This window comes from Lelliottia nimipressuralis (assembly GCF_004115925.1).
GTDB classification, from domain to species: domain Bacteria; phylum Pseudomonadota; class Gammaproteobacteria; order Enterobacterales; family Enterobacteriaceae; genus Enterobacter; species Enterobacter nimipressuralis.
The window spans coordinates 58,754-82,931 of sequence record NZ_SDDX01000021.1; the positions used below are offsets into that span (position 1 = coordinate 58,754).

General features: G+C 54.8%; 20 protein-coding genes and 1 pseudogene. 1 reads left to right on the forward strand and 20 read right to left on the reverse strand.

Annotated elements, in window-relative coordinates; genetic code table 11:
* Positions 1-9: 9 nt before the first annotated feature.
* The 17 genes and pseudogenes from wzxC to ETG88_RS17635 all read right to left on the reverse strand — a co-directional run bounded on the left by wzxC (position 10) and on the right by ETG88_RS17635 (position 18,609).
* Positions 10-1,488, reverse strand: a complete 1,479-nt coding sequence (gene wzxC / locus ETG88_RS17555; protein WP_102104089.1) for a colanic acid undecaprenyl disphosphate flippase WzxC — start codon at positions 1,486-1,488, stop codon at positions 10-12.
* Positions 1,489-1,520: 32 nt separating this feature from the next.
* Positions 1,521-2,915 carry an undecaprenyl-phosphate glucose phosphotransferase gene (gene wcaJ / locus ETG88_RS17560; protein WP_100779619.1) on the reverse strand — a complete coding sequence of 465 codons (1,395 nt, stop codon included), beginning with the start codon at positions 2,913-2,915 and terminating at the stop codon, positions 1,521-1,523.
* Positions 2,916-2,963: 48 nt separating this feature from the next.
* Positions 2,964-4,334: a colanic acid biosynthesis phosphomannomutase CpsG gene (gene cpsG, locus ETG88_RS17565; RefSeq protein ID WP_107703268.1), complete on the reverse strand. Its 1,371-nt coding sequence runs from the start codon at positions 4,332-4,334 to the stop codon at positions 2,964-2,966.
* 110 nt (positions 4,335-4,444) lie between these two features.
* Positions 4,445-5,881 (reverse strand): mannose-1-phosphate guanyltransferase, encoded by a 1,437-nt coding sequence (gene cpsB, locus ETG88_RS17570; RefSeq protein ID WP_100779617.1) that lies wholly within the window; start codon positions 5,879-5,881, stop codon positions 4,445-4,447.
* Between the two features lie 3 nt (positions 5,882-5,884).
* Complete coding sequence (gene wcaI, locus ETG88_RS17575) at positions 5,885-7,108, reverse strand: colanic acid biosynthesis fucosyltransferase WcaI (protein WP_129035984.1); 1,224 nt, start codon at positions 7,106-7,108, stop codon at positions 5,885-5,887.
* Positions 7,105-7,584, reverse strand: a complete 480-nt coding sequence (locus ETG88_RS17580; RefSeq protein WP_107703266.1) for a GDP-mannose mannosyl hydrolase — start codon at positions 7,582-7,584, stop codon at positions 7,105-7,107. The genes wcaI and ETG88_RS17580 overlap by 4 nt, the downstream gene beginning before the upstream one ends.
* 2 nt (positions 7,585-7,586) lie before the next feature.
* A complete protein-coding gene (fcl, locus tag ETG88_RS17585; RefSeq protein ID WP_129035985.1) occupies positions 7,587-8,552 on the reverse strand; it encodes a GDP-L-fucose synthase in 966 nt (321 codons plus the stop codon).
* Between the two features lie 3 nt (positions 8,553-8,555).
* The gene (gmd, locus tag ETG88_RS17590; protein WP_100779613.1) at positions 8,556-9,677 is read right to left on the reverse strand and encodes a GDP-mannose 4,6-dehydratase; all 1,122 of its coding nucleotides are present in this window, start codon (positions 9,675-9,677) and stop codon (positions 8,556-8,558) included.
* 25 nt (positions 9,678-9,702) lie between these two features.
* Complete coding sequence (wcaF, locus tag ETG88_RS17595) at positions 9,703-10,251, reverse strand: colanic acid biosynthesis acetyltransferase WcaF (RefSeq protein ID WP_102104095.1); 549 nt, start codon at positions 10,249-10,251, stop codon at positions 9,703-9,705.
* Positions 10,252-10,266: 15 nt separating this feature from the next.
* A pseudogene (wcaE, locus tag ETG88_RS17600) lies at positions 10,267-11,012 on the reverse strand (colanic acid biosynthesis glycosyltransferase WcaE).
* 16 nt (positions 11,013-11,028) lie between these two features.
* Positions 11,029-12,249 (reverse strand): colanic acid polymerase WcaD, encoded by a 1,221-nt coding sequence (gene wcaD, locus ETG88_RS17605; RefSeq protein WP_100779610.1) that lies wholly within the window; start codon positions 12,247-12,249, stop codon positions 11,029-11,031.
* Complete coding sequence (gene wcaC, locus ETG88_RS17610; RefSeq protein ID WP_129035986.1) at positions 12,224-13,441, reverse strand: colanic acid biosynthesis glycosyltransferase WcaC; 1,218 nt, start codon at positions 13,439-13,441, stop codon at positions 12,224-12,226. Before wcaC ends, wcaD begins: the two co-directional genes overlap by 26 nt.
* Entirely contained in the window at positions 13,438-13,926 is a 489-nt protein-coding gene (gene wcaB, locus ETG88_RS17615; protein WP_100780848.1) for a colanic acid biosynthesis acetyltransferase WcaB, read from the reverse strand. The genes wcaC and wcaB overlap by 4 nt, the downstream gene beginning before the upstream one ends.
* 2 nt (positions 13,927-13,928) lie before the next feature.
* The gene (gene wcaA, locus ETG88_RS17620; RefSeq protein ID WP_100779608.1) at positions 13,929-14,771 is read right to left on the reverse strand and encodes a colanic acid biosynthesis glycosyltransferase WcaA; all 843 of its coding nucleotides are present in this window, start codon (positions 14,769-14,771) and stop codon (positions 13,929-13,931) included.
* An 83-nt stretch (positions 14,772-14,854) separates the two neighbouring features.
* Positions 14,855-17,017: a tyrosine-protein kinase Wzc gene (gene wzc, locus ETG88_RS17625; protein WP_107703264.1), complete on the reverse strand. Its 2,163-nt coding sequence runs from the start codon at positions 17,015-17,017 to the stop codon at positions 14,855-14,857.
* 2 nt (positions 17,018-17,019) lie between these two features.
* The gene (gene wzb / locus ETG88_RS17630) at positions 17,020-17,463 is read right to left on the reverse strand and encodes a low molecular weight protein-tyrosine-phosphatase Wzb (RefSeq protein ID WP_100779606.1); all 444 of its coding nucleotides are present in this window, start codon (positions 17,461-17,463) and stop codon (positions 17,020-17,022) included.
* A gap of 6 nt (positions 17,464-17,469) precedes the next feature.
* Positions 17,470-18,609 carry a polysaccharide export protein gene (locus ETG88_RS17635; RefSeq protein WP_100779605.1) on the reverse strand — a complete coding sequence of 380 codons (1,140 nt, stop codon included), beginning with the start codon at positions 18,607-18,609 and terminating at the stop codon, positions 17,470-17,472.
* 694 nt (positions 18,610-19,303) lie between these two features.
* Here ETG88_RS17635 and ETG88_RS17640 point away from each other — a divergent pair.
* Positions 19,304-20,887, forward strand: a complete 1,584-nt coding sequence (locus tag ETG88_RS17640; RefSeq protein ID WP_100779604.1) for a TerC family protein — start codon at positions 19,304-19,306, stop codon at positions 20,885-20,887.
* A gap of 47 nt (positions 20,888-20,934) precedes the next feature.
* Here the strand turns inward: ETG88_RS17640 and asmA are convergent, their stop codons facing one another.
* The 3 genes from asmA to udk all read right to left on the reverse strand — a co-directional run bounded on the left by asmA (position 20,935) and on the right by udk (position 24,119).
* Complete coding sequence (gene asmA / locus ETG88_RS17645) at positions 20,935-22,782, reverse strand: outer membrane assembly protein AsmA (protein WP_129035987.1); 1,848 nt, start codon at positions 22,780-22,782, stop codon at positions 20,935-20,937.
* A 22-nt stretch (positions 22,783-22,804) separates the two neighbouring features.
* The gene (dcd, locus tag ETG88_RS17650; RefSeq protein WP_100779602.1) at positions 22,805-23,386 is read right to left on the reverse strand and encodes a dCTP deaminase; all 582 of its coding nucleotides are present in this window, start codon (positions 23,384-23,386) and stop codon (positions 22,805-22,807) included.
* A 91-nt stretch (positions 23,387-23,477) separates the two neighbouring features.
* Positions 23,478-24,119, reverse strand: a complete 642-nt coding sequence (udk, locus tag ETG88_RS17655; RefSeq protein ID WP_100779601.1) for a uridine kinase — start codon at positions 24,117-24,119, stop codon at positions 23,478-23,480.
* Positions 24,120-24,178 lie beyond the last annotated feature (59 nt).

The following is a 24,178-nucleotide window of genomic DNA, read 5'->3' on the forward strand; positions in this document are numbered from 1 at the left end:
TAAAAAAAATCAGCCTGCACGAAGCAATGTTTTCATTTTTTCGCTGCGACAAAACTGGCGCTTCATCTCAACCACCAGCGCATTACGGGACAGCACAATCATCACCACAAACGCCAGCGCACCGGCGGCGATCTGCACCGCCAGCAACGCGCCCAGCGGCAGATGTCCGTTGAGCACAAACCCTAATCCGTAACTCACAGCCAGCGTCGGCAGCGACAGATAAAACGGCAGCCACAGGCTCAGGATGTACTGGCGATAGCTGGAGCCGAGCACCGGTTTAATCATCACGAAGTAGCTCAGCACGGTGTTGATTATCTGCACCAGCAGGAAGCCAAGCGTTACGCCAATCGCGCCCGCCATGTGGCCGCCGACGATAATCGCCGGAATAAACAGGAACGTTTTAAAGACGTTGAATTTGAAGCTGATATCGACGCGCGCTTTGGCCATCAGCAGGGAACCAATCGGGTTACCGACGGAACGCAGCAGGCCCACCACGCACAACAGCTGCAGGATCGGGATAATCCCGCTCCACTTCTCGCCAAACACCAGCGGAACAAAGTTATTGGAGACCACCATCAGCCCGAGCAGCGCCGGGAAGTTAATAATCCCCACCACCGACAGCAGCTTGTAGAAGTTCACGCGCAGCTTGTCCGTGTCGTCCTGAATTTTGGCGAACGCCGGAAACAGCACGCGGGTAATGATCGGATTGAGTTTCATCGGCGGAACAACCGCCACGTTGTACGCCAGGTTATAGCCACCCGCGACGCTGGCACCGAGAATACGCGCCAGCACCAGCGTGGAGAGATTGGTATTCACATAGTTGATAATGCTGTCGGCAGTCAGCCACGCGCCGAAACGCAGATTGGAGGAGACAGACGCCAGCGAAAAGTGAAAACCGGGGCGGTAAATCTTTCGGCCAAAGAAGCCGAACAGCAGCGTACGCACCGCCGTATTGACCAGATACCCGAGGATCGCCGTCATCGCCAGCGGCCAGAAATGGGCGCTGACCACGGTGAAGGTAAAACCTGCCAGCACCGAGGTAGTCTCGATCATGCCGATCTTGTTGAACTCCAGCTCTTTTTGCATCAGCGCGCGGAACTGCTGACCGTGCGGGATCACCACAAAGGCAAACGACAGGGTGCGGATAAGCGGCGCAAGATCCGGGTTGTTCAGCACATCGCCGATAACGTCACTCAGCAGAAACACCACCACAAACACCGCAATCCCCAGCCCAACGTTCAGCCAGTAAAGCGTCGTGAGTTCAAGATGACTGATCTCTTTGCGCTGAATAATCGAGTTGGCAATGCCGAAGTCCGACAGGGTATCCGCCAGCGCGATAATCACCAGCGAGACCGTCAGCAGGCCGAACTGGTGATTATCAATAATCCGCGCCAGCACCGTCATCTGCACCAGCCCGAGGCCGATGATGATGATGGTGGCCATCGCCGACCACTTGGCCCCGCTGATGGTTTTTTCACGTAAACTCATGACCACTCCTTTAAGCCTGTTCCATCAGGCACTTAATACGCGGCTTTATTGACAAAGCCCTTAAAGATGGTCAGAAACACGATTTTGATATCGAACCAGACGCTCCACTCGCGGATGTATTCCAGGTCGAACTCAATGCGTTTTTCCATTTTTTCCAGCGTGTCGGTTTCGCCGCGCCAGCCGTTGATTTGCGCCCAGCCGGTAATGCCTGGCTTCACTTTGTGACGCAGCATGTAGCCCTCGATCAGCGCACGATACTGCTCGTTATGCGCCACCGCATGCGGACGTGGCCCGACAATCGACATTCCGCCGGTCAGCACGTTGATAAACTGCGGAAGTTCGTCGAGGGACGTGCGGCGCAGGAAGTTGCCCACGCGGGTGACGCGCGGATCGTTCTGCGTGGCCTGAGTCACGACCCTGTCGTTTTCCATCACCTTCATCGAGCGGAATTTCCATACCATGATCGGCTTGCCGTCCATCCCGTAGCGGGTCTGGCGGAAAATAACCGGGCCTGGCGAGGTGATTTTGACCGCCAGCGCAATGCCGCACAGCACCGGGGAGATCAGCAGCAAAATCAAAGAGGAGAGCACGATATCTTCTGCGCGCTTGAGCAGACGGTTGATCCCGGAGAGCGGCGTGTCATACAGCGGTACCACCGGCACGCCGTTCACTTCTTCAATACGCGAGTGCAAAATGTTGAAGGTAAACACGTCAGGGATCAGGATCACCGAGCAGGTGGTGTCGGCCAGCTCACGCATCAGGTGTTTGATACAGGACTCTTCGCTCATTTTGAGGGCGAGATAGACGTTGTGAATTTTGCCCGCGCGCGCATCTTCGATCAGCTGGTCGTAGTTACCCGCCCAGTCCGACGTCACGCCGCCCGGTTTAGCATCGTGATACACCCCCACCACGTCGAAGCCCAGCCACGGCTCTTTGCGAAAACTGTCCAGCAGCGCCTGACCCACGGGTAAATCCCCGGCCACCGCCACGTAACGCTTGTTATAGCCGCGGTTACGCAGCCAGCCTGCGATAAAGCGGATCAGGGAACGGCAGACCACCATCCCGACGCTGGTTAACGCGTACCAGCAAAGATAGGTTTTCAGGCTGTTATCAAAGTCGCTGCTGAATGCCACCAGCCCGGCGCTGAAAATCAGGCTTAAGGTCCAGTTTTGCAGAAGTAACATCAGCTCGGTGGTGATTTTGACGCCACGGTAAGAGCGATAAAAATCGGTCATCCCGCCGATCATCTGAAAGACCACCAGCGCCAGCAGCGCCATCAACAGATGCATGTATAAAAACGACAGGTCGCTTAGCTGACACACCACCCACAGCCCACCGAACATGATGGTGATATCAGAAAAACGCTGCACCATAGAGATTAACGATGCATTCGTTTTGGCTCGCTCGCGCTTTTTTAGATTTGTCATCGTTGTTCCTGTTATCGGGTTCCCTCTCCCATCGGGAGAGGGCAATGATCACTGTTTCAACAGCGCCAGAATGTCCTGCGTTCGTGCCTCCATCAGCGGAACGTCGGCACGCGACTCCACGTTCAGGCGTACCACCGGCTCGGTGTTCGACGAGCGCAAATTAAAGCGCCACTGCGGGAACGACATGCTGATCCCGTCCGTACGGTCGATTTCGAGGGCGTGCAGAGCAAAATGCTGCTCGACGCGGGCGATAGACTCGGCAGGCTGTTCCAGCTTGCTGTTGATTTCGCCGCTCGCCGGGAACGCCGCCATGCGGTCGCGCACCAGTTCGCCCAGCGTTTGCCCCTTGAGGCACAGCAGCTCGGTCACCAGCAGCCACGGGATCATCCCGCTGTCGCAGTAGGCAAAATCACGGAAGTAATGGTGGGCGCTCATCTCGCCGCCATAAATGGCGTCTTCTTCGCGCATGCGCTCTTTAATGAACGCGTGACCGGTCTTCGACATCACCGGCGTGCCGCCCGCAGCGCTGACCACATCGACGGTGTTCCAGGAGAGACGCGGGTCGTGAATGATTTTCGCCCCCGGGTTTTTCTCAAGGAAGGCTTCAGCCAGCAGGCCGACAATGTAATAGCCCTCGATAAACTGACCTTTTTCATCGAACAGGAAGCAGCGGTCGAAATCGCCGTCAAAGGCAATCCCCATATCCGCGCCGTGCTCGATTACCGCGTTGCGGGTATCGTCGCGGCACTCTGGCAGCAGCGGGTTCGGGATCCCGTTCGGGAAGTTGCCATCCGGGGTGTTGTGGACTTTCACAAAGGTGACCGGCACGTTCAGCGCCTTAAAACGGGCTTCAAGGGCGTCCACCACCGGACCCGCCGCGCCGTTGCCGGAGTTAATCACCAGCTTCAGCGGCTTGAGGTTTGCCACGTTGATATACCCCAGCAGATGGTCGATATACGCGTTGCGCAAATCAATCTGCTGATAGCTGCCGCGCGCGGCGTCGTTCACCGGCGGGAAGTCGTTGGCTTCCGCCAGACGCTGCACGTCGCGAAGCCCAGTGTCGCCGCTGATCGGGCGCGCGCCTTCGCGCACCAGCTTCATGCCGTTGTAATCCATCGGATTATGGCTGGCGGTGACTTCGATGCCGCCGTCCACGCCCAGGTGGAAAGTGGCGAAATAGATCTCTTCGGTGCCAGACAGGCCGATATCAAGCACATCCACACCGGCGTCCTGCAGCCCTTTCGCCAGCGCCAGTTTCAGCGCTTCACTGGTGAGACGCACATCGCCGCCGAGCACAATGGTTTTCGGTTTCAGGTATTCGCCGTACGCGCGGCCAATGCGCCACGCGATATCTTCATTCAGCTCTTCACCCAATTTGCCGCGAATATCGTAGGCTTTGAAACAGGTTAACTTATTCATGTTTTTACCCTTCTTCAGGCAACAGTCGGCCCTGACCAGAAAGTGGCCAAAAATTATCGTTGTCGTTATTAGCCGGATGGCGCAGTGCCATCGGGCATTCTTAACCGGTGCTAAACCCGCCCGTACCGATCCTGGAACCGGACAATATCGTCCTCTTCCAGATAGGAGCCGGATCGCACTTCGATCAGATCGAGAGGAATTTTCCCTGGGTTTTCCAGACAGTGCGTCGCGCCCAGCGGAATATAGATAGATTCGTTTTCGCCAAGCAGTTTGATCTCACCATCAATGGTGACTTTCGCCGTCCCCGCGACCACCACCCAGTGTTCGGCGCGATGATGATGCATCTGCACAGAAAGCCCCTCGCCCGGTTTGACGGTAATACGCTTCACCTGATAGCGATCGCCCGCGTCGATGGAGTCATATTTGCCCCACGGACGGTACACTTCGCGGTGAATGTGATGCTCATGACGGCCATCAGCTTTAATCTGCTCAACGACTTTTTTGACGTCCTGGACGGAGTTTCGGTCGGCAATCAGCACCGCGTCTTTGGTCTGTACCACCACCAGATCTTTGACGCCGACCGTGGTGACCAGGCCGGATTCCGCATAGACATAGCTGTTTTCGGTTTTATGGCTGATAACATCGCCATGATGGACGTTGCCTTCCGCCGTATGGGCGCTGATTTCCCACAGAGAGGACCAGGAGCCGACATCGCTCCAGCCCGCATCCATCGGCACCACCACCGCGTCCGCCGTGCGTTCCATTACCGCGTAGTCCACGGACTCTTCCGGGCAGGCGAGGAACGCCGCTTCATCCACGCGGATGAAGTCGAGATCCGGGTCTACCACCGCCATCGCTTTTTCGCAGGCGCGGAGAATATCCGGGCGATATTTTTCCAGCTCTTCCAGATAACGCCCGGCGCGGAACAGGAACATCCCGCTGTTCCAGTAGTATTCGCCGCTGCCGACATAGGCCTGAGCGGTTTCCAGATTCGGTTTTTCGACAAACTGCGCCACGTTAAAGGCCACGCTGTCGCCTTCTCCGGTCGTTACATCGCCGCGACGGATATAGCCGTAGCCGGTTTCCGGGAGATCCGGCACGATGCCGAAGGTCACCAGTTTGCCGCTTTCGGCGTAAGGAATGGCGGCGCGCACCGCGTTACGGAAGGCGTCTTCCTGCTGAATCACATGGTCAGCTGCCAGCACCAGCATCAGCGGATCGCAATCCGGGCTGCTGCGTCGCGCGGCCAGTGCCGCCAGGGCGATCGCCGGGGCGGTATTACGGCCTGCCGGTTCCAGAATGATGTTTTCCGTCAGCTTATTCAGCTGACGCAGCTGTTCGGCGACAATAAAGCGGTGCTGCTCGTTGCAAATCACCACCGGACTTTCGCACTCCACGCCGTTCAGACGAGACACCGTCGTTTGCAGCATGGTGAGTTCCCCTTTCAGGCAGAGGAACTGCTTGGGATAGAGCACGCGGGACAGCGGCCACAACCGACTACCGGAGCCACCCGCCATCACGACCGGGTACAATTTATTCTGACTCATTATTCATCCCCGTATATCTGCAATAAATTGGCTAAGCACGTTCTCTTTTTCGAGCGTGCGTTCGGCATAATCACGTGCCACCGTGTTCTCTTTTGGCATCGCGAGAGCCTGTTCAATTCCGGCGACCAGCGCCGTTACCGACTCCGGCTCAACGCAAACGGCGATCCCCGGATAGCTGTCGCACAGCTGGCCTAACTCGGTTTCCGGCTCGGCGGTGATCACCGCATTGCCGCCGACGGCCAAAATGTTGGTCAGCTTGGAGGGCAGAACCGCATCTGCGGCGCCGCGCTTTTGCACGACCAGGTGGCAGTCGCCCATCTTCAGCAGGGCTGGCAGCGCCTCATAAGACTGAAGCGGGAAAAATTTCACATTGTTCAGGCCGCGTTCGCTGACCATTTTCTCAAGCCGGGCTTTGCCACCGCCCTGCCCGACAATCACAAACATCCACGGGTAATTGCGAAGCTGCTGCGCGGCGTCGATAACGCTTTCCAGCCCCTGTTTTTCCCCGATGTTGCCTGAGTAAAGAATGATTTTTTGATCAGAAGGCAGACCAAGCTGGGTGCGTAAGGCCAGCGCATCGCTCTCCGTTACATCGCGAAAACGCGCCACTTCGGACCAGTTTGGGAAAAAGATCACTTTCTGCGCCGGGACGCCCTTCTCCTGCGCTTTGTTCATCATCGAGCGCGAGATGGTTGAGACGTAATCGACGTTATGCAGGCCGCTGCGCTCAAAGGCGCTGGCCAGTTTCGCGACTTTCCCGCCTTTACCTTTCCCGGCCATACCGAGGCCGAGCATCGCGTCGACTTCATAATCCTGAATGTGCAGCAGGGTGCGTGCGCCAGAGAGTTTGCCCAGCAGGCGCATGCCTGGCGTGCAAAACAGCGTTGGCACCACGCCAATAATGCGGTCCGGCTTCCAGCGACGCTGGGCCATCAGCGGGAAGAAACTGCTCAGAGCAAAGCTTCCCAAATGCAGCAGGCGTTTAAGCGTCGAGGGCTGTTTCGGCACATACAGCGGGCAGCGCCAGACGGTCGCGTCCCCCTGCTCGCGGCGATAGCGCCAGCTGGAGTAGCGCTCGCCGACTTTCCATTCCGGGTAGTAAGGCGGGGCCGTAATGACCCGCACCTCGTGACCCTGACGGGTCATCCATTCGACCATCTCACCGGTGTACTTACCGATACCGGTTAGCTCCGGCGAGTAGTTGATGCCGTAGACCAAAATCTTCATAGTCCCGGCACCTCAGCCTGACGTTCCGCCAGGAAGTAGGCGCGACTGTTGTCGTGAACGTTGTCACTGGCCAGCAGTGCGGCCTGTTCCAGCCAGCGGTAATCGTCGTGCTGAGAATCAGGCAGACGCAGGTCTGCCTCACTCACCTTCAGGCGAAAACCGAGCACCACGTAATGGGTGCTAAAACCGGTGCCGGAAAAGTTATCGTCATAGAAGTGCTGCCAAACCCCGTAAAACTGGCCCGCCGCCATCGGCAGACGCAGCCCCAGCTCCGCCAGGGTGAGACGTTCAAACGCAGTGTCTAACGTCTCATCCTTTTGCACGCGTCCTCCCGGAACAAACCAGAACCCTTGTGCCGGGCGATTGGTGCGTTTACCGAGCAGAAACTCACCGCGTTCGTTCTCCACGATCAAATCGATGGAGATCAGCGGAGTGGAGCGGACTACCGTGGCAAAATCTTCCTGACTTAAAAACATGATTACCCCCGGAAGCGATGCTGGTTTTCCAGGAACCACTGGTACGTACTGGCCAGTCCCTGTTCGAGAGACACTTCGTGATACCAGCCGAGCTGGTGCAGACGCGTCACGTCCAGCAATTTACGCGGTGTGCCGTCGGGCTTAGTGGCGTCGAAAACCACGCGGCCTTTGTAACCCACCACCTGGGCAATGGTCTGCGCCAGTTCGCGAATGGTGCAATCCACGCCGGTGCCGACGTTGATGTGCGACAGCATCGGCTGGGTGTTCTCAGCCCACACCTCGCGATCCAGTTCCATCACGTGAATGCTGGCGGCAGCCATGTCATCCACATGCAGGAATTCGCGCATCGGCGTCCCGCTGCCCCACACCACCACATCAGGCGTTTTGGCGGCGGTCGCTTCGTGGAAGCGGCGCAGCAGCGCCGGGATCACGTGCGAGTTACTCGGGTGGAAGTTATCGTGCGGCCCGTACAGATTGGTTGGCATCACCGAGCGATAGTCGCGGTCATACTGGCGGTTATAGGACTCGCACAGTTTGATCCCGGCAATCTTGGCGATAGCATACGGCTCGTTCGTCGCTTCCAGCGTGCCCTGCAGTAGCTCGCTCTCAGCGATCGGCTGTTTGGCCAGCTTCGGGTAGATACAGGATGAGCCGAGGAACAACAGCTTATTCACGTTGTGCAGATGCGCCGCGTGAATGATGTTGCTCTCGATCATCATGTTTTCGTAGATGAAATCCGCCGGGTAGCTGTTGTTGGCGACAATGCCGCCCACTTTCGCCGCCGCCAGATACACCTGGTCAATGCGTTCGTTAGCAAAGAACTGCTGCACCGCCTGGCTGTCCAGCAGGTTCAGCTCGTCGCGGGTGCGAAGAATCAGCTCTGCATCGCCACGCTGTTCCAGCTGGCGAACGATGGCCGATCCCACCATTCCACGATGACCAGCGACAAAAATACGTTGTTTGGTCATGACTCAGGACTCCAGCGCGATGGCAACCTCGTAGCCATGGGACTTCAGCAGGGAGTGTTTTTTCGCTGCTTCGAGATCGTGGGCAACCATTTCAGAGACCATCTCCTGCAGAGTGATTTCCGGTTTCCAGCCCAGTTTTTCGTGCGCTTTGGTTGGGTCGCCGAGCAGGGTTTCCACTTCCGCAGGACGGAAGTAACGCGGGTCAACCTGAACAATCACATCGCCCGGTTTCACGCCCGGTGCATCGTGACCGGTCACAGAAACCACCACACCACGCTCTTCAACGCCGGTGCCTTCAAAGCGCAGTTTGATACCGAGCTGTGCGGCTGCCATTTCAACGAACTGACGCACGGAGTACTGCACGCCGGTGGCAATCACGAAATCTTCCGGTTTGTCCTGCTGCAGCATCATCCACTGCATTTTCACGTAGTCTTTCGCATGGCCCCAGTCACGCAGGGAGTCCATGTTGCCGAGATGCAGGCAGGATTCCAGGCCCTGCGCGATGTTAGCGATCGCACGGGTGATTTTACGGGTCACGAAGGTTTCGCCACGGCGTGGGGATTCGTGGTTGAACAGAATGCCGTTACAGGCGTACATGCCGTAGGATTCGCGGTAGTTCACGGTGATCCAGTAAGCGTAGAGTTTGGCGACAGCGTAAGGAGAGCGCGGGTAGAACGGCGTGGTCTCTTTCTGTGGAATTTCCTGCACCAGGCCGTACAGCTCAGAGGTGGATGCCTGGTAGAAACGGGTTTTCTTTTCCAGACCCAGGAAGCGGATGGCTTCCAGCAGGCGCAGCGTGCCCATTCCATCGACGTCTGCGGTGTATTCCGGGGATTCGAAGGAGACAGCCACGTGGCTCATTGCGCCCAGGTTGTACACTTCATCCGGCTGCACTTCCTGCAGGATACGGGTCAGGTTGGAGCTGTCGGTCAGGTCGCCGTAATGCAGATGGAATTTCGGGTTTGCAGCATGCGGATCCTGATAGATGTGGTCCACACGCTCGGTGTTGAACGAAGAAGCGCGGCGTTTAATGCCGTGAACTTCATACCCTTTCTCCAGCAGAAACTCCGCCAGATAAGAACCATCCTGCCCGGTAACGCCGGTGATGAGAGCGACTTTAGACATGTTTATATTCCTCTACTTATCGAATTTAATCAGTTTCAACGCGTTCGCGTATCACCACTGCGGGGTTGCCACGGCAAATCTTATTTGCCGGTAGCGATTTAAAAACGCTGCTGCGGGCGCCAATAACGGTGCCATCGCCAACAGAAACACCAGGTGCAACAAAAACATCTGTCGCCAGCCAGCATTTTTCGCCAATCACAATAGGCGTGGCGTTAATATCGAAATGCTGACTCATAAAATCGTGACTGCCGGTACACAAATAACACTTTTGTGACACCACAGAGTGGGCGCCAATCGTAATATCGCCCAGGGTATATAACACCGCGTCATCACCCACCCAGGCGTAATCACCGAGGGTTAATTTCCATGGATAGGTAATTTTCACGGACGGGCGAATAACCACATTTTTGCCAATTTTTGCGCCAAATAAACGCAACAAAAAGGCTCGCCAGCGATACAGCACCTGCGGTGACCAGGCAAATAATGTTGCCTGTACCGCCCACCACAGCTGCACTTTTATTCCATTTCCACCGCGAAAACCTTTCGGGACGGTAAAACCACTGAGATCCTGCATCACCTTTCCTTATATTCAGGCTTTGTTATATAAGGCTTTCGTTTTGCCCGTCGTTTTCAGACGTAATAAATAGGATAATTCCGCCCAGAAGCCCGGTACGCGCAATATGTTGCGCTGGACTTTTTTAGCATCCTGGCACAATTCCAGATTATTCGAGGTTGACACACCCCCCATCGAGAATTCTGATACCAGCCCTTTAATTCGACGGAACGGATAGCCTGATTTATACAAACTGGCGGCGAGTGCATAATCAGATGACACTTTATATTGCAAATCGTACGGGTGGTTTTTCAGGCCTGCCGTCGGGAAGAAAATCGCCTGATGACTGGCAGGCAAACTGTGTAGATATACCAGCCGCTTTTGGCGCTACGACGAATTTTAGTGCCATCGCCGAAATCGAGTAGTGCATCACCGATAAACATCGCTTCTTCTTTCTGGCGCGACAGCTGCCGGGCAAACAGCGCCACATCGTCGTGGAAAACATCACCGGAATTGAGGAAGATCGCATAGCGCCCTTGCGCCATGTCGATGCCTTTATTCATCGCATCGTAAATGCCTTTATCTTTCTCGCTGATGTAACGTAAGTTGAACTCACCGTTGAGTTTTTCCAGAAACTCCGCGGTGCCATCGTCAGAGCCGCCATCGACCACAATCCATTCAAACGTGAGGCTAGGATCGCGGGCCAGATTGCGCAGCGAGCGCCAGGTTTTGACGACCCCTTCGTGATTGCGAAAAGCGACTGTAATGACGCTAAGAAACATAAACCACCTCGTTTCGTCATACGTTCGTAATATTAAGCGCTTTGCGCAGAATAAACGGGCAGACAATTAAGAATGCATATTCCGGGCTAAATATTGACCCGGTAAAAAACAGCGACACCGGCGTAAAAAGATAAAGCTGCACACGGAAATTCTGATTATCACCAAACGCGTTAATCATCATTTTGAACACTTTAAACAGGTACCATGCTGTTAACAGTACGGCGAACCAGGAAAAGTAAATAATTAACAGATACAGCCCATTGTCTATGGTTTTACCGACATCCGCACCGTTAAAGATTCCGAATGATGCAACATATTCGTAAAGTGAGCCAAATCTGACTACGCCATCAATATGGGTTAATGAATACCCCACCATCACCAGTGGCCCAATGATACGATAATATGATGACGAACCTTCCGTACCTAAATCACCGAGACGCGTGGCGATGTAGGGGAATGCAAAAACAATACCCACTAAAAATACGGCTAATGAAATGATAGCCAGGGGTAGTTTTTTCTTAATCGCGTCTTTATTCAGGTACTGAAAGGCCCACTCCAGCAGGTAAAACAAGATAAATGTCATTACCCCAGAGAAAGAGCCTGACAGAACAATCCCTGCAAGAATCATAGCATCGGTCTTAGGGGTTTTGATACCAAACTGTTTGATGCTGAGCCAAATTGAGATTAGTGCCAGAGCAAAAAACGCCGGTTCAAAATAAAGCGCGGTGGTGCGTTTGCCACCAAATTTAATGAAGTTCAGAACATAGCTATTACTGTAAATCAGATATTTCGAAATCATCTCCATCAGGCTACTGCCGCCGGTCAAAATAATTTGCGCCATTTCCATAGCGGCAAGCATAACAATGAACGCAACGGCAATATAAAAGAACCTAAGGATTTTCCGATAATTGTGCGGCGAAATAGTTTTAAACCTAATACTCCACACCATACCAATAATAATGACGATATAGACAAATAACATGGTGGAGGTGACGTACTTGCTGGCATCCAGCGACTGACCAAAGATGTAGTTAAATGCCGTTAAGCCAAACCCCAGCCCCAGGGCAATCATCAGTTTCTTCACGCTAATTTTGTCGACATAGAGCAGCAACAAAAGCGGTAAGAAAGTCACGATGGTGATCGGGAAGCTTTCGCCCAACTGGGCAATTTTGACGTTAACCAGCAGATAGATCAGCGGTAACAGCAGGTAGCTACAGATTCTGATAGAACGAGACATACTCCTCCAGCATCTGTTCACCGCTGTAAGCCTTGCGGCTGCGGTTGCGGAACGATTCCAGGCTGGTGTTAAAAACAGCCTGCGCGATCTCGGCTTTTGGTCGTTGTACCAGCGGCAACACCTCGTGCTCGCTGAAGGTTTTGCCGCCTGATTTCTCCAGCACTTCGCGCGCGGCGTCGCTGTGGGTGGCGATCACCGGCACGCCGATGGAGAGCGCTTCGCACAGAATTAGCGGGTAGTTGTCCACGCGAGAGCTAAACACCAGCGCGTCCATGCCGTTCAGGGCGCTCATCAGCTTGCGTTTATCCGTTTCAAAGCCGTGATTAATCACGTTCGGCCCTTCAAACGGCGAGAATTTGCCGAAGGTGTGCAGCTCAATTTTGTCGCCGAGCGCCATCATGTCGCGCACCAGCTGTTGATTGGTTTTGCCGTCGTAGCGCAGATCGTGCGCAACCACCGCAATTTTCGGCTTACCCGGCGTCACTGCAACCGGTGTGAGTTCCGCCAGAATGTCTTCGGTCGCCACATCAATGCCGTTATTAATAATTTTGCAGCGCCCGACGCCATACAGGCTGTTAAAGGCATCCGCTACGTGCTGGCTCGGGGAGATAAAGTGGCAGCCGAGGGCCATCATATCGCGGAACAGCTGACGTTTTCCCGCCACCAGCTGGTGCGCGCGATCCACTTTCACCGGCGGATAGTTGCTGAGCGTCGGGCATTTCTGGCAGTTCGTTTTCCAGCCTTCGCAGCCATCGGTGAACGCGCAGCGTCCGGTAACGCTCCAGTGATCGTGCAGGGTCCAGACAAACGTGGTGTCCGGCTTGTGCGCCTGCACGTTTTCACAAAAGGCAACCACCTCTTCGAGTTTCAGCCAGTAGCTGTGCATAACGTGGAAATGCAGAACCACCGGGCCGGGAGTACGTGTCACGGTGCGGTAGAGGTTATTCAGATTGCCGAACAGATCGCGGTTGAACAGACGAAACAGCGCGATGTTTGCCACCGATGTCAGACGCGGGGTCTGCTTAAGGACGTGCGGATAGCTATCGTGGCTGACGCTTTTTTTACCGCCCTTGCCGTAGCCATACACAAAGCGGGACTTGAACCCTTTTTGCAGCGCACGCTGATGCAGATCCAGCGCCACACCGGCCGCCCCGCCTTCGGCAAGACGGACGTTAAATTGCAGAATATTCATTTCAACACCTTCACGCGGGCTTTTTCACCCACCACCAGCGCGTTATCCGGGATGCTGTCCAGCACCACGCTCCCCGCGCCAACGGTGACGTTGTTGCCAACGGTAATCTCACCAATCATCACCACATTGGCCCCCAGCTCGACGTTGTTGCCAATCACCGGGCAGGCCAGGCTGTCCGGGCCACGGTTACCGATAGTGACGCCGTGGCGAACGGTGAAATCATCACCCGCGACCACGAATTTATTGATAACGATGGCGTAGCCGTGGTGAATGGTAAAACGTCGTCCGATGGTGGCCGCCGCCTGGATTTCATAGCCAAACAGGCATTCAGTGATGATGCGGTACAGCACCAGAACCGGCGCTGCCCACAGGTTATTGAGCACATTCTTCTTGCGCCAGACGGAGCAGAAATGGGCGATGCGATACGCCAGAACCATGCAGCACGGGCGCAGGCTCCAGCTGTTTGCGCGGCAATCTTCCAGAATCATTATTTCCCCCGCAGCCCGTCGGCCAGACGCTTAGTGTTTCGCACGGAAAAGAGCGTCAGCAGCGTGCGCCAGTTCATGCGCTTATTGCGGATCTGATAGAGGGTAAACAGCTGATATTTACGGCTGGCACGGTCGAACTTGTCCTTGTGCTTGCGATAGAAGTGGAAGTAGCCGGAGAATTTTTTCGGCGATGAGGTGATCTGCATTTCACCGTGATTGATGTGCAGAATTTGCGTGGCGTCATCCACTTTCCAGGGTTCGCCATACTCCACTACCATACGCAGGAAAATGTCGTAGTCCTGCGCCGCTTTCAGTTCCGTATCGAACAGGCACTCTTTAAAGCGCCATGCCCAGGTAAAGACCTGGTTGCCGATGATATTGCGTTTGTAAAACAGACGGCGCGAGTACGGTGATTTCGGGTACAGCGGCAGGCTGGCGGGCTGGGAGTAAACTTCGCCCTGGCAGACATAGTCGTTGGCATACAGAAACGCGTGGGTGACCAGCTGATGTTTATGCGCCAGGAAGGTCGAAAGACGGTTGGGCGTCCACTCGTCGTCGTCATCGATGCCGGTCAGGAATTCCCCTTTCGCCTGCAAAATCGCCTGGTTGCGCACCGCGCACGCCCCGGAGTTGATGGCGTTGTGGGTATACATCACACGCGGGTCGTTCAGCTCGGTGACGAATTTTTGCAGCTGCTCGAAGGATGACGAGCAATCATCCACGATGATCAATTCCCAGTGGTCATAGTCCTGACGTAAAACCGATTTAATCGCGCGGATCGCCAGCTGCTGACGATTCCAGGTTGGCATATAGATGGAGATCAAAGGGCGTGGTGTTGTCATTTTATTCCCCGGATGGCTTGTTGCCCTCACCCCTGCCCTCTCCCGATGGAAGAGGGAATTAAGGTTAGGGTGAGGGAAAACGATTATTTACTGTCAGACTTATATTCGTACTCGTAATACCCGTAATCCTGGTACCCGGTTGCGCGGCGGAAGATGGAGTTCAGAATCACCCCTTTCACTTCGATGCCGTTCTGCTCGAAGCGACTCAGGCTGGTTTCCACCTCTTTCAGGGTGTTCACCGCATAGCGCGCCACCATCAGGGTGGTCCCGGCGTGGCGGCCCACAATCGCGGCGTCGGTGACGGCCAGAATTGGCGGCGTATCAATCAGCACCAGGTCGTAGTGTTCACTCGCCCATTTCACCAGCTGCGCGAAACGTTCGCTCATCAGCAGTTCGGACGGATTCGGTGGCACCTGGCCGCGCGGCACGAGGTCAAAATTGGTAATGGAGGTCGGCTTGGCGCACTGGCTGATCTCCCCTTTGCCGAGCAGAATTTCCGACAGACCGTTGACGTTGTTGGTGCCGAGCAGTTCGTGGGTATAGCCCTTGCGCATATCACAGTCGATCAGCAGCACACGTTTGTTGGTCTGACTGATTACCGCCGCGAGGTTGGCACACACGAAGGTTTTACCAATCGACGGGCTGACCCCGGTGAGCATCAGGACGTTATTTTTGGCCTGCATCATGGCGAAGTGCAGGCTGGTACGCAGGCTGCGCACCGCTTCAATCGCCAGATCCGTTGGGTTACCCACGGCCAGCAGCTGGCTCTGTTTGTAACGTTTGACCCCTTTGACCGTTTTGACGCTATCGCGCGATTTCTGCCATTCCGACAGCGGAATGCTGGCATAGACGCTGATACCGTTCTCTTCGAGGACCTGCGGGCTTTCGATACCGCGGTTAAACAGGGAGCGCAGCAGCACACCGACGATGGAGAGCATCAGGCCGAGAATAATGCTGCCGAAAATGATCAGCGCTTTCTTCGGTTTCAGCACGCCAGGCTGGGTGATAGCGGAGTCAACGATGCGCACGTCACCGACGGTACTGGCTTCGGTGATTTTCAGTTCTTGCTGTTTATTCAGCAGCTGCATGTACACCTGCTGGCCCGACTCCACATCGCGCGTCAGACGCACAATTTCCTGCTGGGTTTTCGGCATCGCGGTGACGCGGTTGTTGAGTTTCGATTTCTCATCTTCCAGCGCCTGGCGTTTTTCCAGCAGCGTGCGGTAAGCCGGGTGGCGTTTGGTGTAAAGCTTGGAGATTTCCGCTTCTTTGAAGGTCAGCTCGTTTAACTGGGCATCGATGTTAACCATCGAATCGAGCACCGATTTCGCTTCCAGCGGCAGATCGACGGAGTCTTTCTGCTGGCGATAGGCGTTAAGTTTGTTCTCCGCGTCATCCAGACGGGTACGCACTTCCGGTAGCTGTTTCGCAAGGAAAGCGAGGCTCTTCGCCGCCTCTTCCGACTTGCGCTCCACGTTCTGCTCAAGGTAGTTACGAGTAATGCTGTTCAGGACGTTGCGGATCATCTCCTTATCTTCACCGGTGAAGCTCAGGCTCAGCACGCCCGTGTCTTTGCCATTTTCGGTGACGGTCAGGTTGTTTTGCAGATTGTTGATCATGCCAAGCGTCGAGAATTTGCTGACGGTAAATTCACCGCCCTCAGCCGCCTGAATGGCGCTGACCATCATGGTGACACCGTTTTTAGACAGCAACTGCCCCACTTCGCCGCGTGCGCTAAAGCCCGCATCGCTGGTCAGTTCATACTGCTTAGGGCCGAGCACCGTCAGGGTGAACACCTGATCCGCCGAACCTTTTGGCAGGGTAAAGGTGGTGACTTTAACGGTATCGTTTTGACGCCCCATCAGTCGGTCCCAACCGGCACCAAACACCGGGAAGGTGTTTTTGCTGACGGCGATATCCAGGTCGAGATCATCAACGGTTTTACCGAGGACCATGCGCGACTGAATCAACTGGATTTCCGCATCGGACGCCGGTGGCTTATTCGCCAGCGCCGAACCGATATCCTGCACCAGTGAGTTACCGGAGTTTTGCTCGATCTGCACCAGCGCATCGGCACTGTAGATAGGCGTAGCAAACAGGGTGTAGATCACGGCGGCGATCGCAAAAACCGCGGTAATGCCCAGCACCCACCAGCGCGCCTCGACCACCGTCCCGACCAGACGGCCAATATCAATTTCATCACTGCCCGAGATCGGGGCGGCAGAAGGTTTTGTTTTTTCTGTCATTGTTATCCCTGCTGAGCTTTCAGTGCCTGCGCCCACTGTTGGGCAGACTGGTCTAGTAAGGTATAAACCGCCTCAAATGCCTCACGGCTCTTGCGATACGGATCGGGAATTTCGCGCTCACTGTCCCAGTGACCAAACAGCATCACTTTGCCGCGCATCTCCGGTGCGATTTCGCACAGCGCACTAATGTGGCGTTTTTCCATCGCTAGGATCAGATCGTACTCCCGGCACATCCGGCCAGAGACCTGACGGGCCACGTGCCCGTCGAGGGAGAGGTTATGCGACTTCGCCACGCTCGTTGCGCGCTCATCCGCCCCCTTCCCCACCAGCGCCCCCAGCCCTGCGGAGTCCACCACCAGATCGGGCTGATAATTTTTCAGCAACCGTTCAGCCGTGGGGGAACGGCAAATGTTCCCCACGCACACCACCAGAATTTTGTTAAACATCGCGGGTTACCAGGTATGAATGTCGCGCGCCGTGTCCGTCATGTAGCGAACGCCACTGATGGTTGGCAGCAACTGGTTGATCAGACGATTCCAGCGTGTGACTGGCGCGGTAGTGACATAGACCACATCGTATGGCTGCAGACGGAATTCCGTCGCCATCACCAGGGAGGTCGCATCGGACATATCCAGCTGATAGATGTTGGCAATCTTGCCTTTCGCACTGCCCTCGCCTTTCAGCGGACGGATCACGAAGATGCCGCTGGCGTTAGACGACGTCAGATCCAGACCTTCCGCATTCCCCAGCGCTTCGGTCAGGGTCATGCCGCTGAAGTCCATTTTGAGGGTGCTCTGTTTTTTAACTTCGCCCATCACGAACACTTTCAGATCGTCGTTGCGCGGCACAAACAGAATGTCGCCCGGATAGAGCAGACGGTTTTGGCTCAAATCGCCGTTCTGCATCAGCGCCTGGAGTGAAATGCGCTCCTCTTTGCCGTTGTGCGTCAGCACCACGTTGCGCCAGTCGGCCGCGTCCGTTAACCCGCCTGCGGTGTTGATGGCGTCGAGAATGGTCAGCGGCACGTTGGTGATCGCCTGCTGGCCTGATTTATTGACCTGGCCGGAGACGTAGGCTTTCTGCGAACGGAATGCGGCGATATTAACGTCCACCTGCGGGTCAGCGATGTACTGCGCTAAACGGCCGGTAATATCACTACGAATTTCTGCGAGGGTTTTCCCCACGACGTGCACTTTACCGATGTAGGGATAGAACATGGTGCCATCAGGCTGCACCCAGTTACCGGTGTCGCTGGAGCTGCGGTATTGCCCTGCGGGAGTGGTCAGTTCCGGGTGATCCCAGACGGTGACGCTCACAACGTCGCCCGGCCCCACGCGGTATTGATAAGAGGCAATTTCCTGATCCAGAGACATATTCGGCTGCGCAACATTCGGACGCGGGCGTAATTGTTCGACGATACGCGGCGTTAATGGATAAACATTCACCATTTTGTCGAGATCAAAATCAGCATCCTGTTGCTTGATCACATCCTTGCCCATTGTTGACATATTGCTGCCGGGAAAGACCGTACAACCACTCATCAAGGTCACAGACACCAATAATGGCATCAATTTCATTTTGGATTTCATCATTGATTATTTATCACTTTGGCAGAGTAATTATCCTGTGCAATTTAAATAAGCGCGGGTTGTTTAGGCAATCAGAATGCAGTTAATAAAATAGAAATATAACTGGCATCAATCCTAAAAAACGCTTATTCATCCATTGGCTATTGACAGAATAATCGAGGCTGATTCACACGCTTTCAGGCACGCTACCGCCCTTGGCTTTCAGTTACCAATCCACTGACGAAACAATGTATTATGGATAGACACCCTCTAAAATTAGGTCTTGCAGGATAAATATATCCGGCATTTTCAATGCCTGAGCGGTAATGAATGTTCGCTCTTAAGACCGTTACATAAATAGCAGCAAGAAGATTTAACATTTGATGCCTGGAGAATTGTTGCAGCTAACCTAATAGCAGGCAAGGAGACAACCGTCCTATTATTGGTTTTTAAGAATAATATTAAGCGCAAAGTTTTATGGTTTTAGGAATTTCTTTATATTGACAAAATACGGACATAAAACATTTCATGCGATATTTCCTAATTATCCGCTTAACCGGATAATTTCACTTTCATATAGAAATAACAGGGTTATTCGCCGTGGCTATTTGCCGCGCTTTCATTAAGAGAAATCTCAAGCAGTCATTGCAATTTTAGCCAGCTTTATCCATGATCGAAGTGTGACAAATGTCATATCTTCAGAGGTACTGCTATTACTATGGAATGGATTGCCGATCCATCAATCTGGGCCGGGCTGGTGACGCTGGTCGTCATCGAATTAGTGCTTGGCATCGATAACTTGGTCTTTATTGCCATCCTCGCCGAAAAATTGCCCCCGGCGCAGCGCGACCGCGCACGCGTTACCGGTTTGCTGTTGGCGATGGTGATGCGTTTGCTGTTACTGGCTTCGATCTCCTGGCTGGTCACCCTGACCACTCCCCTCTTCTCGTTCCACGGCCTGAGCTTTAGCGCCCGTGACGTGATCATGCTGTTTGGCGGGCTGTTCCTGCTGTTCAAAGCCACCGTTGAGCTGAACGAACGGCTCGAAGGGAAAGACAGCGAGAACCCCACCCAGCGTCGTGGGGCGAAGTTCTGGCCCGTGGTCGCGCAAATCGTGGTGCTGGACGCGGTCTTCTCGCTGGATTCCGTGATTACCGCCGTGGGGATGGTCGATCATCTGCCCGTCATGATGGCGGCAGTGATTATTGCCATCACGCTGATGGTGATGGCGAGCAAGGCCCTGACGCGCTTTGTGAACAGCCATCCAACGATTGTGATTTTGTGTCTGAGCTTCCTGCTGATGATCGGCTTTAGCCTGGTCGCAGACGGCTTTGGCTTCCATATTCCAAAAGGCTATCTGTATGCGGCGATCGGTTTCTCGGTGATTATTGAATCCCTGAACCAGCTGGCGATTTTCAACCGCCGCCGTTTTCTCTCTGCCAATCAGACATTGCGTCAGCGCACAGCGGAGACCGTTCTGCGTCTGCTCAGCGGTAAGAAAGAGGACGCCGAGCTGGATGCAGAGTCAGCGTCACTGCTTGCCGATCACGACGACAGCCAGATCTTTAACCCGCAGGAGCGGCGGATGATTGAGCGCGTGCTCAATCTTAACCAGCGCTCGGTCAGCAGTATCATGACGTCGCGCCACGATATCGAACATATCGACCTGAATTCGCCGGAAGCGCAGATCCGCGCCCTGCTGGATAAAAACCAGCATACCCGCGTGGTGGTGACCGGCGGTGATGATGAGGAAGGTCTGCTTGGGGTGGTGCACGTCATTGACCTGCTCCAGCAGTCCCTGCGCGGTGAGCCACTGGATTTACGTGCGCTGATCCGCCAGCCGCTGGTGTTCCCGGAAACCCTGCCGCTGCTTTCGGCGCTGGAACAGTTCCGCAACGCGCGCACCCACTTTGCCTTTGTGGTCGATGAGTTTGGCTCCGTTGAAGGACTGGTGACGCTGAGCGACGTGATGGAAACCATCGCCGGTAATTTGCCTAACGAAGTGGATGAGATCGACGCCCGCCACGACATCCAGAAAAATGCCGATGGGTCATGGACTGCCAACGGTCATATGCCGCTGGAAGATCTGGTGCAGTACGTTCCATTGCCGCTGGATGAGAAGCGCGAATACCACACGATCGCCGGTCTGCTGATGGAATACTTACAGCGCATTCCGCAGCCGGGTGAAGAGGTTCAGGTAGGGGAATATGTGCTGAAAACGCTGCAGGTGGAGAGTCATCGCGTGCAGAAAGTGCAGCTGATACCCCTGCGTGGGGAGGACGATTTGGATTTTGAGGTTTGATCTCTTCTTATCCCCCTCTCCCGTTCAAGGAGAGGGGGATGATTGGATCAGAGCTTATCTAAAAGCTTCTTCACATCTTTGCTATTCTGCGAATCTTTATTCTTATCCGCCCACTCATTCAGACGGCGTTTCGCTTCATCCTGCAGATGTTTACGCAGGATCTGGTCAACCTGAAGACTGTAATTCAGCTCCTGCCATCTGCCGTAAACGTTGAGTGGGATAGCCGTCTCTTTCAGGACATCAATCAGTGGGCCTTCGCCTTCCCAGCCGGACATCACGCGGACATTAAAGCGCGTATCCGTCGTCTCTTTCACCAGATCCATTGTGCCTTTGCCCGTGACCGCCAGCATCGAGGATTGCCCCTGCATGTCATCGAGCGTGAGCTGCCCGTTGTCCAGCGTCAGATCGGTGGTAAAGGTGTCGAGTTTCGTCGCGCTGTCGAAGTTCTCTTTGGCTTTGACATTGCTGCTGCGCTCGACGGCCTGCTGCACCAGCTGCTGGAAGTTCAGCCCTTCCATGCGGCTGTTGGCGAGGTCAACGTGCGCCTGCCCCTGCCAGCTGTGACGGAAGGCGTCAGCGTCAATCTTATCGCCGGAGAAATCCCCCGCCATGGTCAGATTACCGGTCAGCGCGATAGGATAATCGAAGGCTTTAAGGATAGTGCCAATCTCGATGTTCTCAAGACGCGGCTGGAACTCGGCCTTCGCCATATCCTTACGCACGTCCAGCATGCCAGGCAGTGAAATATGCCCCGCCCCCATCTGACCGCTTAGCTCGGAAATGACCAGTAAACCGTTGTGGTTCAGCATCTGGCTACTGACGTTAGTGAAGTCGATGCCCCGCCAGCGCACCGCGTTGGCTTTAAGCAGAATATCCGCCGTAAAGCTGCGCAGCCCGTTGTAGTCTGGCGCGTCGACGTTTGACGCAATAACCGGTCGCATCTGTTTCGGCAGCCCGGGTGCCTGAGCGTCGTCACCCTCTTTCGCCGTGACCGGCTGCGGAGGCAACAGATTTTCCAGGTTGAGCTTGTCGAACTGAAGATCAAAGACCCATTTTGGCTCTTCGCCCAGCAGCACGCTGGCACGACCTTTTAATGCACTGTCATTTGCCTGCAGGTTGAGATTATTCAGCTCGAGCTGTTTTTGCTCTTCACGCCACATCGCCTGCAGCGTGCCCTGGCCGGTGATCCCTTGCGTCGGGAGATCGGCGCCAGCGAGTTGCCAGTTCAGCTGTTGAATATCGGCGGTAAGTTGATGCGGGTAGTCCGACGCGTTGACGCGGGCATTTAGCGACAGAGTCAGGTCACGCTGATTGCGATTAATGCGACCTGAAAAATCGACCGTCGCCAGATGATGCGGGTCCTGTTCCATCGTCAGATTGATGTTGCGCACGGTGACCTGGTCATCATCCTCATGCTGGAAGACCAGCACGCTGTCCGCGACTTTCAGACTGGCGATATCAAATGACCAGCCCGCATCTTCGGGGACGTCGGGGAGTGAATTAGCGCGAGGGGCGACAGGCTCACCCGGCTTGCGGACGGCTTCTGTTTGCGGCGTCAGCTGAATGACAGCACCTTTCAGCATCACCTGGCGAACCTGTAGCTGGTGCGAAAGCAGCGGCATTAAGGCGACGTCCAGACGCATATTGTCAGCAGAGACCACCGGCAAAGCGGCGCCCGGTGCAGTCAGTGACATGCGGCCAGACAGAATGCTGAGCTGCGGCCAGACGTGCCAGCGAAGAGGCCCATCCAGCTTCAGTTCATACCCGCTTCGAGCTTCGACCTGGCGGACCATGTAGGCGCGGAAATCATTGGGGTTAACCAGCAGAACCAACGCTGAAAGGCCAGCAACCAGCACCACCAGCAAAATCATCAGCGTTGTAAGAACTCTTCTCATGGCATCCTCGATGAAGCCTAAATCAGTCTTTATCAATACGACTGGCAACCGCACCCTGCTGGTCGCGGTACTTCGCGTCCTGACGGCGGTTGTAAGGGCGCTCGGCCGGGCCGGTCAGCGGCTCGAAGCTCAGCGCACCAATCATCATACCAGGGCGCAACGCCAGCGGTAATTTACCGGCATTAAAGAACTCAAGCACGATACGGCCAGACCAGCCGGGATCAATACGGTGCGCGGTGACGTGCACCATCAGCCCCAGACGCGCCAGAGACGAGCGACCATCGAGCCAGCCCACCAGATCGGCAGGCAGCGTGACGGATTCATAGGTCACCGCCAGCGCCAGTTCGCCCGGGTGCAGATAGAAAGCATCGCCTTCCGCCAGCACAATTTCATCGCTCATGACGCGATCGAGCGCGGCGCTGACTTCGTCTTTCGGTCCGCTCAAATCAATAAAAGGTGCGGTGTGGCCGCTGAAAGTACGGAATTTATTGCCCAAACGCACATCAACGGTGACACCGTTAATGCGTTCTACTGGCGGACGCGGGGTGATAGACAGACGCCCTTCATCCAGCCAGGCTTCTATATCTCGGTCACAAAGACGCATGACACTTTCTCCTTTCGTGCATCAAACCCTGAAACCGCACTGGCTTCAGGGCAAACCCGGTTATCTCTGAACGGTACACAATTCGGGCGTATTATTCAAAAAACTGGCTAATTTTCGCTTTCAGGATATCGATAGCAATGCGGTTTTTACCCCCGCGCGGCACGATGATATCAGCGTACTGTTTGGACGGTTCGATAAACTGCAGGAACATCGGACGTACGGTTTTCTGATACTGCGCCATCACGGAGTCCATCGAACGACCACGCTCGTTCACGTCGCGCTTGATACGACGCATCAGACAGATGTCCAGCGGCGTGTCGACGAAAATCGAGAAGTTCATCGCTTCACGCAAGCGCGCATCGGTCAGCAGCAGGATGCCTTCCAGAATGATGACCTTTTTCGGTTCAATGTGAATCGTTTCTTGCGTACGCGTGTGGTCGACATAGCTATAGACCGGCAGATCGATAGGCGTGCCGCTTTTGATCATTTGCAAATGCTGGAACAGCAGGCTGTGATCCATGGCATTAGGATGGTCGTAATTCGTTTTTACGCGTTCTTCCATCGACAGATGGGATTGATCTTTATAGTAGCTGTCTTCGGGAATGACGCCGATGTGCTCATCACCAACTTGTTCGCGCAGTTCGCGATAAAGCGTACTGGCAATAAGACTTTTACCTGAAGCTGATGCGCCGGCGATGCCTATGATGACGCACTGATGAGACTTATCAGTCATAAATTTAGCGACCTGATTAACCTGGATGTAAAGGAAGGACGACGCCTGAGCGTCAAACG